At 68.4% G+C, this 13,585-nt stretch carries 13 protein-coding genes and 1 tRNA gene; 2 read left to right on the forward strand and 12 right to left on the reverse strand.

Translation table 11 applies throughout. The features are described from left to right. Window positions 1-73: 73 nt before the first annotated feature. The 6 genes from I2501_RS38525 to I2501_RS38550 form a co-directional block, all read right to left on the reverse strand. Window positions 74-1,417, reverse strand: coding sequence for an FAD-dependent oxidoreductase (locus I2501_RS38525; protein WP_196198743.1), 1,344 nt, complete (start codon window positions 1,415-1,417; stop codon window positions 74-76). Between the two features lie 158 nt (window positions 1,418-1,575). Continuing rightward, window positions 1,576-2,727 carry a galactokinase gene (gene galK / locus I2501_RS38530; RefSeq protein ID WP_196198755.1) on the reverse strand — a complete coding sequence of 384 codons (1,152 nt, stop codon included), beginning with the start codon at window positions 2,725-2,727 and terminating at the stop codon, window positions 1,576-1,578. 83 nt (window positions 2,728-2,810) lie between these two features. Beyond that, window positions 2,811-3,791: a UDP-glucose 4-epimerase GalE gene (gene galE / locus I2501_RS38535; RefSeq protein WP_196198744.1), complete on the reverse strand. Its 981-nt coding sequence runs from the start codon at window positions 3,789-3,791 to the stop codon at window positions 2,811-2,813. Continuing rightward, entirely contained in the window at window positions 3,788-4,951 is a 1,164-nt protein-coding gene (gene galT / locus I2501_RS38540) for a galactose-1-phosphate uridylyltransferase (RefSeq protein WP_196198745.1), read from the reverse strand. The genes galE and galT overlap by 4 nt, the downstream gene beginning before the upstream one ends. 235 nt (window positions 4,952-5,186) lie before the next feature. Further along, complete coding sequence (locus I2501_RS38545; RefSeq protein WP_196198746.1) at window positions 5,187-5,861, reverse strand: response regulator transcription factor; 675 nt, start codon at window positions 5,859-5,861, stop codon at window positions 5,187-5,189. Window positions 5,862-6,065: 204 nt separating this feature from the next. Beyond that, window positions 6,066-6,138: transfer RNA gene (locus I2501_RS38550), tRNA-Thr, on the reverse strand. 139 nt (window positions 6,139-6,277) lie between these two features. On the opposite strand from I2501_RS38550, the gene I2501_RS38555 reads away from it, so the two are divergent. Together I2501_RS38555 and I2501_RS38560 are read left to right on the forward strand one after the other, a co-directional pair. Continuing rightward, on the forward strand, window positions 6,278-6,538 hold the full coding sequence (locus I2501_RS38555; RefSeq protein ID WP_196198747.1) for a type II toxin-antitoxin system Phd/YefM family antitoxin: 261 nt from the start codon (window positions 6,278-6,280) through the stop codon (window positions 6,536-6,538). After that, window positions 6,535-6,819, forward strand: a complete 285-nt coding sequence (locus tag I2501_RS38560; RefSeq protein ID WP_196198748.1) for a type II toxin-antitoxin system RelE family toxin — start codon at window positions 6,535-6,537, stop codon at window positions 6,817-6,819. The genes I2501_RS38555 and I2501_RS38560 overlap by 4 nt, the downstream gene beginning before the upstream one ends. A gap of 143 nt (window positions 6,820-6,962) precedes the next feature. Here I2501_RS38560 and I2501_RS38565 read toward each other — a convergent pair whose 3' ends face one another. The 6 genes from I2501_RS38565 to I2501_RS38590 all read right to left on the reverse strand — a co-directional run bounded on the left by I2501_RS38565 (window position 6,963) and on the right by I2501_RS38590 (window position 13,195). Then, window positions 6,963-8,615: a hypothetical protein gene (locus I2501_RS38565; RefSeq protein ID WP_196198749.1), complete on the reverse strand. Its 1,653-nt coding sequence runs from the start codon at window positions 8,613-8,615 to the stop codon at window positions 6,963-6,965. Between the two features lie 289 nt (window positions 8,616-8,904). Next, complete coding sequence (gene mycP / locus I2501_RS38570; RefSeq protein ID WP_196198750.1) at window positions 8,905-10,176, reverse strand: type VII secretion-associated serine protease mycosin; 1,272 nt, start codon at window positions 10,174-10,176, stop codon at window positions 8,905-8,907. 157 nt (window positions 10,177-10,333) lie between these two features. Next, complete coding sequence (locus I2501_RS38575; RefSeq protein ID WP_196198751.1) at window positions 10,334-11,860, reverse strand: WXG100 family type VII secretion target; 1,527 nt, start codon at window positions 11,858-11,860, stop codon at window positions 10,334-10,336. Between the two features lie 35 nt (window positions 11,861-11,895). Continuing rightward, window positions 11,896-12,330: a hypothetical protein gene (locus I2501_RS38580; protein ID WP_196198752.1), complete on the reverse strand. Its 435-nt coding sequence runs from the start codon at window positions 12,328-12,330 to the stop codon at window positions 11,896-11,898. Between the two features lie 262 nt (window positions 12,331-12,592). Continuing rightward, the gene (locus I2501_RS38585; RefSeq protein WP_196198753.1) at window positions 12,593-12,994 is read right to left on the reverse strand and encodes a hypothetical protein; all 402 of its coding nucleotides are present in this window, start codon (window positions 12,992-12,994) and stop codon (window positions 12,593-12,595) included. A 60-nt stretch (window positions 12,995-13,054) separates the two neighbouring features. Then, complete coding sequence (locus I2501_RS38590) at window positions 13,055-13,195, reverse strand: hypothetical protein (protein ID WP_196198754.1); 141 nt, start codon at window positions 13,193-13,195, stop codon at window positions 13,055-13,057. Window positions 13,196-13,585 lie beyond the last annotated feature (390 nt).

Raw genomic sequence — 13,585 nt, forward strand, 5'->3', positions numbered from 1 at the left:
TACCGATATGCGGCTCCGCCGCATATCGGTAGCCCCGCGCCCCAGGTAGTGCAACTACCTGCGGCAGCAAAGGTCAGGCGCCGGAGGCGTCCAGCATCCCCTCGCGCGGGACGACCTTCACGCGCTCGCGTCCCTGTGGCTCGCCGAGAGCCCGCTCGTGCGCGTCCAGGCGGTACCACCCGTCGCGGGTGGTGTAGCGGACGCCGCGCTCCGCGAGGAACGCGTCGACCGCCTCGGGCTCCGGCTGCGTCGGGGCCGGGAGGAGGCCCGCCGCGTGGTCGGCGAGGAGGGAGGCGACGGTCTCGTTCGCGTCGCCCTTGGTGTGGCCGATCAGGCCGACCGGGCCGCGCTTGATCCAGCCGGTCACGTACGTCGCGGGCTCGACGCGGCCCGCCTCGTGCGGGACCGTCCCGGACTCGACGTCGAAGGGGAGCTTGGCCAGCTCCTCCGAGTAGTAGCCGACCGCGCGGTAGACGGACTGCACGTCCCAGTCGCGGAAGACGCCCGTCCCCCGCACGTTGCCGGTGCCGTCCAGCTCCGTGCGCTCGGTGCGCAGGCCGACGACCTGGCCGTCCTCGCCGAGGATCTCCACCGGGGACTCGAACAGGTGCAGGTGCAGCCGGTGCGGGCGGTCGCCGACGTCGCGGATCGCCCACTTCTCCAGCGTCGAAGCCACCATGTCCGCCTGCTTGTTGGCGCGACGGGTGGCGATGGAGCCCTCGTCGTAGTCGATGTCCTCGGGGTCGACGATGACCTCGATGTTGGGCGAGTGGTCCAGCTCGCGCAGCTCCATCGGGCTGAACTTGGCTTGCGCCGGGCCGCGGCGGCCGAAGACGTGGACCTCGACGGCCTCGTTCTGCTTGAGGCCCTGGTAGACGTTGTCCGGGATCTCGGTGGGCAGCAGCTCGTCCGCCGTCTTGGCGAGGATGCGGGCCACATCGAGCGCCACGTTGCCGACGCCGAGGACGGCGACCTTGCGGGCCGTCAGCGGCCAGGTGCGCGGCACGTCGGGGTGGCCGTCGTACCAGAAGACGAAGTCGGCCGCGCCGTAGGAGCCGTCGAGGTCGACGCCCGGGATGTCGAGCGCGCGGTCGGCATTGGCGCCGGTGGCGAAGACGACCGCGTCGTAGAACTGGTGCAGGTCGTCGAGAGTGAGGTCGTTCGGGTAGTCGACGTTGCCGAAGAGGCGGATCTGCGGCTTGTCGAGGACCTGGTGCAGCGCGGTGATGATGCCCTTGATCCGGGGGTGGTCGGGCGCGACGCCGTAGCGGATCAGGCCGAAGGGCGCGGGCATCCGCTCGAAGATGTCGATGGACACACCGGGGTCCTGCGCGGCGTCGGACTTGAGCAGCGCGTCGGCGGCGTAGATACCGGCAGGGCCGGATCCGACGATGGCGACCCGGAGAGGGCGTGTCATGGCAGCGAGGTCCTTCCTCGGACGGGCGCGAGCACGGGCGGCAGCACGCAGCAAAACGCGGGTAAGGCGAGCCTCACCCGCGTCCGACTGTCACAGTAGTCGGCTTGGCTTTATGACCTCATAAGAGGTGCTTATGTGTCTGTACTCAGACAGGCACGTCAGAGCAGGCGACGCGCACCGGCCGCAGGCGTCGCCGTGAAGCAGGCCGGAGCGTTCCAGCCCTGGGCAGCGTAGTGGCTCTTGATCGTGGACGCGATCGTCTCGATCCGGTCCGGCTCGGTGAGCACGATCACGCACCCGCCGAAGCCGCCGCCGGTCTGCCGCGCCCCCAGCGCGCCACCGGCCAGGGCCAGTTCGACCGCCGCGTCGGACTGCGGGCAGGAGATGGCGAAGTCGTCCCGCTGCGAGGCATGACCTTCCGTCAGGATCCGTCCGAGCGCGGCGAAATCGCCCGCGGTGAGCAGCTCGGTCGCGCGCAGCACCCGGGCGTTCTCGGTGACGACGTGGCGGGTCAGCCGGCGCAGCTCCTCGTCCGGCAGCTGGGCCAACGCCTCGTCCAGCTTGTCCGCGTCGACGTCGCGCAGGGCACGGACGCCGAGCAGGGCGGCCGAGCGCTCGCAGCCCTCACGGCGGTTCCGGTAGGCACCGTCGGCGTGGCCGTGCTCGACGCGGGTGTCGACGATCAACAGCCGCAGCCCGGCCGCCAGCAGGTCCAGCGGCACCTGGCGCTGCGCCATGTCCCGGGTGTCCAGGAAGAGCGCGGCACCCTCGGTGCAGCAGAGCGACGCGGTCTGGTCCATCACGCCCACCGGCGCGCCCACGTAGTCGTTCTCCGCCCGCTGTGCCAGCCGGGCCAGCGTCGGGCGCGGGATGCCCAGACCCAGCAGCTCGTCGCAGGCCAGCAGCACCGCGCACTGCAACGCGGCGGAGGAGGACAGCCCCGCACCGAACGGCACGTCGCTGTCGAGGTGCAGGTCGAACCCGGGCAGCGGGTGCCCCTCCTCGCGCAGCACCCACAGCGCGCCCGCCGGGTAGGCGGCCCAGCCCGGGACCGATCCCGGCTTCAGCGAGGCGATCGTGAACTCGGTCACACCACCGTCGCCCTGCGCACTGTGGACCCGGACCAGGTCGTCGTCGCGCCGCGCCACCGCGATCCGCGCGGCGCTGGGCAGCGCCATCGGCAGCACGAAACCGTCGTTGTAGTCGGTGTGCTCACCGATCAGGTTCACGCGCCCCGGCGCCTGCCACACGCCCTCGGGCCTGCGGCCGTAGAGGGCCGCGAAGGCGTCCGCGTACGAGGTGGCGCTCACCGAGGTGACGCTCGCCGAGGCGGCGCTTTCCGGGGCGGCGCTCGCCGGGGTGGCGGCGTCGACGGCCTGGTCCGGTCGGGTCACTACTTCACCTGGTCCTTTTCGTCGGAGAGGGAGAGGGCGAAGTTCCACGCGTCGCGGACGATCCCGTCCAGGTCGGCGCGGCGCGGACGCCAGCCCAGCGTCTCGTGGGCGCGTGCCGCGGAGGCGACCAGCACAGCCGGGTCGCCCGGACGGCGCTCGGCCATGACCGCCGGGATCTCACGGCCCGTCACCCGGCGGACCGCCTCGATGACCTCGCGGACCGAGAAGCCCTCGCCGTTGCCGAGGTTGCAGATCAGGTGCTCGCCCGGACGCGCCGCGTCCACGGCCAGCAGGTGCGCCTCGGCCAGGTCGGCGACGTGGATGTAGTCGCGGATGCAGGTGCCGTCCGGCGTCGGGTAGTCCTCGCCGAAGACGGAGATGTGCGGGCGCTTGCCCAGCGCGGCCTGGATGACCAGCGGGATCAGGTGCGACTCGGGGTCGTGCCGCTCGCCCTGCTTGCCGTACGCGCCGGCCACGTTGAAGTAGCGCAGCGAGACGGCGGCCAGCCCGTGGGCGTTGGCCTCGCTGGTGATCATGTGGTCCATGGCCAGCTTGGTCGCGCCGTACGGGTTGGTCGGCGCGGTCGGCGCGGTCTCCTCGATCGGCGTGCTCTTCGGCTCGCCGTAGACGGCGGCGGTGGAGGAGAAGACCAGGCGGCGCACGCCGGTCTTGCGCATCGACGCCAGCAGTTCGAGCGAACCGGCGACGTTGTTGCGCCAGTACTTCTCCGGGTCGGCGACGGACTCGCCCACCTGCGAGCTGGCGGCGAAGTGCAGCACGCCGTCGAACGACCCGCCCTCCAGCACCTCACCCGCGTCCTGGATCCGGCCGTGGACGAACTCGGCCCCGGCCGGGACGGACTCCCGGAAGCCGGTGGACAGGTCGTCCAGCACCACGACCTGGTGGCCGGCCTCCAGCAGGTGGGCCGCGACCACACCGCCGACGTAGCCGGCGCCGCCGGTGACCAGGTACTGACTCATCGCTTGACCTCCCGCAGGCGTCGCGCGGCATCCTCCGGCGCGACGTCATTGATGAACACGTCCATGCCGGATTCCGACCCGGCGAGGAACTTGAGCTTCCCCACCGTACGACGAATGGTGAACAGCTCCATATGGAGAGCGAGCTCGCCGCCGTTCCCCGGCGTGCTTCCGGACGTGTGCCGGACGGGCGCCTGGTGCCAGGCGGCGATGTACGGGGTGCGGTTCGCGCGACGGGCCGCCCGGCGGTCCGGACGGGTCGACTCCCGCGTGGGGACGGGTTCTTCAGGCGCGAAGAGCAGATCGAAGCGATTCAGCAGGTCGAGGTAGAGCGTCGCGAACTCGGCGCGCTCGGCGTCGTTCAGGGCGCGCAGATCGGCCACGCGCCGGTTGGGATACAGATGAACCTCATAGGGCCAGTGCGCGGCGAACGGCACGAAGGCCGTCCAGTGCTCGCCGGACAGCACGACGCGTCGCCCGTCGGCGCGTTCGGCGTCGAGCTGGTCCTCGAAGAGGTTGCGCCCGGTCCGGCGACGGTGCGCCGCCGCGCTGGCGATCATCCGCTCCGTGCGCGGGGTGACGATCGGGTACCCGTAGATCTGCCCGTGCGGGTGCGCCAGCGTCACGCCGATCTCGGCGCCGCGGTTCTCGAAGCAGAAGACCTGCTCGACGCCGGGGAGGGCGGAGAGCTCGGCGGTGCGGTCGGTCCACGCCTCCAGCACGGTGCCCACCTGAGCGGGTGTCAGATCGGCGAACGAGGCGTCGTGGTCGGAGGTGAAGCAGACCACCTCGCAGCGGCCCGCGCCGGGCCGGATCACGTGCGGCGCGGGCGCCTTCACGTCTTCGGGGTGCGGATGCGCGGCCAGCGAGGGAAAGCGGTTCTCGAAGACGGCGACCTCGTAGTCCGTGTCCGGGATCTCGCTCAACCGCCCGTCGCGGGACGGGCAGAGCGGGCACTCGTCCGCCGGTGGGTGGTACGTCCGCCCCTGCCGGTGCGCGGCGATGACCACCCACTCGTCGAGCACGGGGTCGTAGCGCAGCTCGGACAGCGTCTCGGTGCTCGGCAGCGGGCGCCGGTCCTGCGCGGTGCGGGACACGTCGTCGCGGGAGTCGTAGTAGATCAACTCACGGCCGTCGGCCAGTCGCGTGCTGGTCTTCTTCACTGCCGGGATCTCCCCACTGCCGCTGACTGCTGCTGCGCCGCGCGTTCGGTTGAACATATTCAAACATAAACCCGCAGCAGTCAACAGGGGGTGGCGAGGCAGGGCGTGCCGGTGAACAGCAGGCGACGGCGGGAGTCGCGAGAGGCGGGGAGTGTGTTCGGATCTGTTTGGTTACGGTCTCTCTGGGGAATCGGCGGGTTGGGCAGGTCGGGCGGAGAGTGCTTGTCGTGTCCGCTCAGCGCGTGGCGCGACCGACCCGCTCCAGCAGCCCCGTCCGGGCAGCCACCGCAGCGGCCTCCAGACGCGTCCGCGCACCCAGCTTCACCAGGACCCGCTGCACGTGCGTACGGGCCGTGCTGGGCGCGATCTGCATGCTGTCTGCGATCTGCTGCGTGTCCTGCCCCTCGGCGATCCGCGCCAGCACCTCGGCCTCGCGCCGGGTCAGCAGCCGCAGCAGCCGGACCGCCTCGTCGTCCGACTCGACGGCAGGACGCAGCAGTTGGTCGAAGGACGCCCGGAGCAGCTCCGGCGACACCGCCGCCTCCCCCGCACGGACGCGACTCAACGCCCGTTCCACGACGTCGATCCGCTCGTCCTGCCGCACATACCCGGCCGCGCCCGCGGCGAAGGCGGCAGCCACGCCGGCCAGGTGGTCCACCGTGCCCATCACGACCACAGCCACCTCGGGCCGCTCCCGCCTGATCCGCCGCACGACGTCGAACGCGGCCGGATCCTCCGGCTGCGAGACGCCGAGCAGACAGGCCTCCGGCCTCCGGTTCACCACCAGGTCGGCGGCGACGCTCGTCGGCGTCCCCACGGCCAGCACTCGGTGCCCACGCAGTTGCAGCGCAGCCGCGAGCGCCTCGGCCAGCAACCTGTGGTCGTCGACGACCACCAGCCGAACACCCACAGCGCCTCCGCCTCCCCCAGGCCCGTCTTGTGACGCACCATCACAGCGCATTCCGCCTACGGAGCGCCATACGGCAGCCCGCGATCGCGCTCATTCTGGGGATCGGCGGACGTTTCCGGTCCGCGCGCCCCCACAGTCCTTCGCATCCGCTGCGGAAACGCCGAAGGCCCGCGTCCACCATAGGGACACGGGCCTTCTTTGCAGAGCCCCCATGCGGAATCGAACCGCAGACCTTCTCCTTACCATGGAGACGCTCTACCGACTGAGCTATAGGGGCGAACGAGGAAGACCATACCTGGTCAGGGACCCCGATAGGAAATCCGGCAGAGCGAGTAGCTATGCATGCGCGCAGCGTCACGGCGAGCACGCCACCCAGCGCAGTTGTGTACACAATGCAGCATTGCTACGCTTGCCACATGGAAGCTGCAGCCACCCTGCCCATCCGCGAAGCACGCGCCCACTTCGGCGAGGTGATCGATCGCGCCACACACGACGAATCGATCATCATCACCCGACACGGCAAAGAGGTGGCCGCCGTGGTCCCGATAGAGCTCCTGCGCCAGTACCGCATCTGGGAAGAGCAGGAAGACCTGCGCCTGGTCCGCGAGGCCATGAAGGACGACGGACCCAGCAAGAGCCTCGCCGAGATGATGGCGGAGACCCTGACCCGCAAATGAGCGACGAGCAACACGGCAAGTACCGCACCGAGTTCAAGCCTCGGGCACAAGAGGATCTGCGCAAGATCCCCAAGGATCAGGCCATGGTGATCCTCCGCAAGCTCACCGAGCTGGAGAAGGATCCCTACGGCTACGGCACCACCAGCCTCGTCGGCGACCCGGCGGTACGCCGGCTCCGCGTCGGTGACCGCCGGGTCCTCTACACCGTGGAGAACGGTGTTCTGATCGTCTGGGTCCTTCGCATCGGCCAGCGCGACATGATCTACGGCACCGACCGCTGAGGGGCCTCTTCCCCAGTCGCGAGCGCCAGGGCCCAGCGCGGGCCCGAGGCTCCGTTCCACCTCGGCCCGGTTGGGGAACATGGCCAGCGCTGTCGGGGGATGGACCTTCCCCCGCCTGCAGCCATAGGTGCCGGTAACGAGCCTCAGCGTGCGGAGGAGCCCCCCGGGTTGATCGGACATTCTCCGGCCAGTCCGCGCGTCGCGATCAAGGAGACCTCATTGCCCAGAACGCGAGTCACCTGGGACGATCGCGGGTTCCAGAGGGCAACCTGCGCGGCCTGGGAGTCGAACGTCAACATCGGCGTGCGCAGTTGCAGCGGCGCCCCGTGGATGGGCAGGGAACCGGTCATCGGGTAGACGCACACCGCTTCCGCGGCGATCCCGTGGTAGTCGTGCGGAAGCTGCTGGGCTGTGGCTTGTTGCAACGCCTTCTCCCCCGCATGCTGCCCGTCGTTCAGCGCAACCTCAACAACAACCAGGCTGTAGATAACCAGGAAGAAGATCAGGAACGGCCAGCCCAAGTCGATATGGAAGCGCTTGGCGAGTCCTACGGCAGCGGCCGTGACCAGGCACGCCCCGACGCCGGCGAGAAGAGGCAGACCCACAGGCTGCAACTGTGCATAGGACGACAACTCCACGTCGTTCGGACTCATCCCGAACTGGCCCAGGTAGGACCAGTTGGACAGTCTGCCGATCTGCTCCGCCAGCGGTGGAGCCAGGGAGATCAGCACGGGTGTGGCCCAGAGCACGACCTTGCCGACCGAACTCGTGCGGACGAGTTGATAGAGGCCGTAGCCGACCACCATGAACCCAGCCATCACCAGGGTGTAACGCGGGCCCGCCTGACGTTCGGAGAGTCCGAACATCACACCCAACAAGGTGGCCAATGCAGATCCCGCACATGCGAACCGAATGTTGGAGTTGCGCGACGAATCGGGAAACGTGAGGGTCACCAGCGGCATGACCGGGAGGCAGTAGAGCACTGCAAAGGCCAACAGGCCGACTACACCCAGGGCATGGTGGCGCCACCAGGGAGCTGCAGCGCTGACGCACAGGAACTCGACCGACGCGGCAGCAGTCAGGCGGACCACATCGGCTTCGGACTTACGGATCCGATAGAGGCTCTTGTGGGGGTAGAGCAGGTTCTTCGACGAGAGCGCGCTGCGACGCACGCCCCAACGCTCAGGCCGTTCCGGCCCGTTCCTCATGAGAGCCCGGCGACGTGCCTCAAGCAGCGCGTGCTGGTCGGAGTAGGAGTGAAGCACCTCCCCGTTGTCCCGCAGGCCTGCCCATGTCTCCCACCCAGTGATCAACCGCATCATCCGGGAGCGCCCGGCAGGCGGCAACTCGTAGACCCGGTAGTCGAAGGCGCTGACTCCATTGGGGCTCAGGGCCCAAGCTCCGCGGATGTCGACCAGACGTCCCGACGGCTTGACTGCGCGTTGGACCCTCAGCAGCGCTTCGCTTTCCGCCCCCGCCCGGGAGCCCCGGACGGGTACATCAACCAGCCAGTGGGAATCCAACTCCTGCTCCGCGGGCCCCAATACCTCGGGCCCGACGGTAGCGTCCGACTCGCAGTGCCAACCGCGTTGCGTGAACGCCTTCCGTACCCAGGAAGCATTCTCCCGGAACGTGGAGATCGAAACACGAACGATCAGATCGAAGGACTCGACAGGAAGTGTGACATCAACGCCATCGTCAGTGATCGTCGCGCTGTCCGTCGTCGACCTGGACGAGCCGTTCGCAGTCCGCTGTCCACCGATCCTTTGTCGCAGCGTCGATCCAATGCCGGCCATTCTGATCTCCCTCGATGTGCTGTCATCCCTTACACATCAGCGGTTCCCCAGAGGAGCGGAATTGATCCTGGCATTTGCCAGCCTATTGTGGAGGTCCAGGCGACCGATCGAATTATCAGATTTCTACGGCCCAGGATCACCTCGCGAAATCAAGCCGTTCGAAGCACGCGCCGACAGCCCACCCGCCGCAGAATGCGGCGCAGGTGTGATCCATGGCCCAGCCTTCGACCTACGACGGCGGCCTCGACAGGAACAGTCGCGAACAAACCGACGCCCCGCCAGGAAGCCGTCACTGGCGCGGGTTGTTGCCGTAGGGATTCGGAAGGTTCCCGTACGGAGCGTTGGGGGCCTGCGCGTCGGGCGCGCCCTGGGGCGGGTAGCCGACCGGGCCCTGAGGCTGGGCCTGGGCCTGCGGCTGGTACCCACCGTAGCCGACAGGTCCCGCGCCCGGTCCCGCGCCCGGAGGCGGCGGAGGCGGGCCGTTCCGGTCGTCCTTCTTCCCACGCCGCATCAGCGCGAAGGCGGCGCCACCGCCTCCGAGCACGACCACAGCCACGCCGATGCCGATGTACAGGCCGGTGTTACTCCCACCGCTGCTGCTTCCGCTCGACGAGACGGGCGAGCTACTGGGCTTGGCGGAGGCAGGCGCGGACGGCTTGGCCGAGGGCGGGGTGGACGCGGATGCGGGGATCAGCGGGTTCACGTCCGCCGGTCCGGGGTCGCCGGGATTGGTCAGCGCGACGCGGGGGCGGACAACGCCCCAGCCGAAGTGCGGGTCCCATTTCCCGTTGCCGTCAGCGGTGTTGATCAGCACACGCATGACCTGGTTTGCGGTCCAGGTGGGGTGCAGGGACCACACGAGCGCAGCTGAGGCAGAGACGATCGCGGTGGCGTCACTGGTCCCGCTGGATTCGCAGTAACCAGTCGGGCCTGGGCAGGCGTCGTACATGTTCGAGCCCGGAGCAGTGATCGCCACCTGCGGGCCGTACTCCGAATCCTGAGTGACCTGCGCTTGCTCATTGATCGAGGCGACGCCCAGCACCCCGGGGTACGCGGCAGGGTAGTTGACGGGGTTACCTGTAGCGCCGTCGTTGCCGACCGCGGCAACCACCAACTTCCCCTTCGACTCGGCATAGGCGACCGCAGCCTTGACGGCAGGCGCGTCCACCGGCTGGCCCTGGGAAAGATTGATGACTTGCGCGTTGGAATCCGCCGCGTAGTTGATCGCAGCGGCGAGCTGCGACGAATAGCTCGCCGTGAAGGCCGCTTCATTGTCGCCTTGCCCCACGACACGGAGGGGCAAGATCTTGACCCCGGGGGCCAACCCTTGCGCGCCCTGGCCACCGCCGTTCTTCGCTGTCCCAGCGATGAGCGAAGCCATCTGACTGCCGTGGCCATCTTTGTCGACGTCTGTATCAGCACCACCCGGCAGCGCCGAGAAATTCTTCCCCGGAAGAACCTGGCCCACGAGGTCAGGAAGGTCCGCCTGCACGCCACTGTCGATCAAGGCGACGGTGATTCCGGATCCCGTGGTCTTCTGCCACATGGTGGTTGCCTGCATAGGGCCGAGCCACCACTCCTGGGCCTTGATGCTCGTAGCGAACGCCGGTTGGGCCGCTGTGCTCAGCCCAAGTGCCAAAGCGCCAGCTGCAGCCAGCGCAGCGACCCAACCCCGTGCCATCGACTTGCTCCCTTTCGCCGAGCGATCGGTTGGAGGACTACTCGATCACGGCCGGGTTGGACTGTCCCTTGGCCGCGTTCCAGGTCTCCTCGTCCTCGGCAAGATAGCCTGCCCGCCCTCCGCGCTTACGTCCACGCCCCGCCGCGTTGGCCAGACCACCCATTCCGCCGCCGCCCATCATTCCGCCGGACGTCGACGACTCGCCTGCCGTAGCTCCACCCGCAGCGGTGCCGCTCCCTTCGGACGAGTACCCGGCTCGCGCGGTGGTCGATCCTGTGGCGCCCTCGCCGACGACTCCGGACTCGGACGAGCCACCAACCGAACCGCCGACCGAGCCACCCAGGCCCCGCCCGCCGATTCCGCCACCGACGCTGCCACCGCCGCCACCGAGTCCGGACTCAGCCATGCCCCCGGAGATCCCGGTCTCGCCCTTCAGGCCGCCGCTGATCCCGGACTCACCTGCCGAGCCGCCGCCCTCACCGCCGGAGCCGAAGCTGCCGCCGCCCTCGCCGGAGCCGCCGGGCGAGCCAGGACGCCCTGTACCCGACCCTCCACCGATCCGTCCTGTCCCGCCCGTGCCGGGCGGCGGCGTGATGACGCCACCACCTCCGGACTTACCGCCGCCACCAGAACCACCCGTAGGTCCGCCACCGGGCGTGTGAACGGTGCCGGTGCCGGATCCTGTGGTGGGCGGATTCGCCCCCTGAAGGGTGCTGCCGGGGCCGCGTCCGGGTCCTGTCGGCTGACGGACGACCTGGCCGCCGCCGTTGTTGCCGTTGTTCGTGGAGCTGGTGACAGAAGTCGTCCCCGTCACGGAGCCAGTTCCAGTGACTCGCCTCGTGGTGGTCGTCCCGCCTCCGGTCGGCCCCTGAACGTACGTGTTCGTGTCGGTGTAACCGCCTCCCTGAGGCGGCATCACATTTGCTGGCGGCGGCGGGAAGACCGGCTCCGCGTTGAGGTCCATCGTCTGCGTCGCGCCGACGTACGCGCCGCCAAGGCGCTCCATCTGCGTGATGGCTTCCTGATGCGCCTGGTCCACGGCAGTCTGCGCGGCATAGGCCTGGGCCTGGGTGATGCCGCCGCCGATTTGCGGCGTCGTGCTGACAGCGGACGGTGGCTGGACTCGGCCGCCGACGACCGTGGGCAGCTGGCCAGGGCTCGCGCTGATCAACTGCTGCCGCTTGTAGGCCGCGACCAGGTCCATCTCCTTTTGCGGCACCGGCGGCATCGCGGCCTTGACGGAGGACAGCGTGGATCCGGCCGTCTGGACGGCCAGGCCCGCGTTGTTGTGGAAGATCGAGAGGTCGTCCGCCGCCTGGACGACCTGACGCGCCCAGGTCTGGAATGCCGCCGCCGCCGTGCCGCTCCACTCCAGCTTGGAGAGATGGGTGTTGAGGTCGTCGGCCACCGACGACACCTGCGTGCTGGCGGTGCTGAGTGTGTCGCCGATCGACTGCACGCTGCTTGGGTCCGAATTGGCGACCATGTCGTGCAGCTGCTGGTGCGACATGGTCTCGAAGTTCGTTGTCGCGCTCCAGCCGCCACCTGGATCCTCAACCCGCATGATGAGCGCTCCCCTCTGCGCCTGGGACTGCCGCGTCAGAGCGCATGGTGTGCTCCGCCGCCGTTGTTGCCCGTTGTACCGGTCGTGCCCGTGTTGGTACCGGTCGTCGTGACCGCCGGCGGCTGAGCCGCAGCGGCTGCCTGGTCGTGGATCTTCCACAGCAGTGCGATCTGCGTGGCCTCGACGTTCTGGTAGCCCTCCTGAGCGCACTGAACACTGATGACGATGGCGTCGATCATGTTGCTCAGCGTCTGCGACAGCTGCACCAGCTTGTTGTACGTCTCCTGGTAACGGGCGTTCAGCGCATCCGCTTCCCCGAACCCCGTGCCGAGGTGACCTGCACTCAGAATCTGAGCCGAGATGCTCTTCGCCGACCCCTTGCCAGCTTCAAGGTCCTGAAGCACTTGATCGACCCTGGAGCGGAAGTTTCCGAGCGTCTCCAGCTCAGCCGAGGCCTGAGCGCTCGTCATACCTCCAGCCACGGTGTCCCCCTTCCGTGTGGCTCTGACAACTCGCCCTAACTTTACTCATCGTCGCTGACACCAGGACGGAGGGTCAGCAGCTTCACATCACACTTTTGCCACAGTCTCGAAACCAACCGAAGCACCCGTTCCGCACAGCGCAAGTGCACGTACTCTGCTCAGGCTTCAAGGCGGAGAAGCTCGTCAGAGCACTGGCTATCAAGCCCTTCTGCGCACTGGCCATCACCGACCTGGCCTCCGCCTAGCGGCGTCAGTCCAGGCTGTGCAGGCGAAAGTGCTCGATGGCCGCCGCCTTGGGGTTCAGATCCATCCGCCGGTTGTAGCGGATGATCGCGGCGAGGGCGAGCATGGGGCTGATCCGCTCATCGTGGATGCGCAGCGAGTAACGAGAACCCAGGCCCTTCAGGCGGGCGAACTCGAAGCCCGCGCTGTCGGGACCGTGGAAGGCGATGCGATACCCGAGCCCCGGATCCAGCAGTCGGCCAACGTTCAAGATCCCGAGCGGAGTGCCATAACGCAGTCTGCCGCTGATCCCCTGCACCGTGCCGGTCAACGGAGGCAGGCCGTGCTGAGCAAAGGTCCACGTCTGCTCGGAGAACACGGCGCTCTCCTGGTGCTCGACCGTGCCGAGCTTGACCCGGTCGACTCCCATGGCCTCGAAGTGCGTGACCCAGCCGACGAGTTGCTCAAGTTCAGGACCGACGAAGACGGATTAGGGATGCCTGGAGGTGAACACGTGGTCCTTGTGCACGCGCATCACAGGCGTGCGGGCGCCGGCTGGCAGCACGTCGAAGGCGGCGCTGTTGTAGTGGTGGTCCGCGACCACCGTGACATCGTCCAGGTGAGGAATCATCCGCGCCTCCGCATGGGGCAATCGGCATCGGCACGCCGAGCTTGGTCGATCACAGCCTCACGCAACTGCTCGACCAAAGGGTGCGCGCCCTCCGGAGAGACACCGGCCCTGAACCTGGTGCGGACCTTGACACATATCCGCTTCAGCTCAGGTCGATGGTGGCCCTGGGAAGGCGAAGCGACCACGCCTGGTGCCGCGGAAGGCGCTACCAGAGGCCAACGTCGACCGTCAGGCAAACGACGCCTACATCACCGCAATCAAGTTCCTTACGTTGTTGATGGGTTGATTCCGGTCACTCGTAGGATCGGGAGGCCCAGGGGCATCGGGTGTGGCTGTCAAGTTCATGCCGTAGAAGTGGCTTCTACTGATTGGCCGCCCGGTGCCCCGCGA

It is taken from the genome of Streptacidiphilus fuscans, from assembly GCF_015690355.1.
Lineage (GTDB): Bacteria > Actinomycetota > Actinomycetes > Streptomycetales > Streptomycetaceae > Streptacidiphilus > Streptacidiphilus fuscans.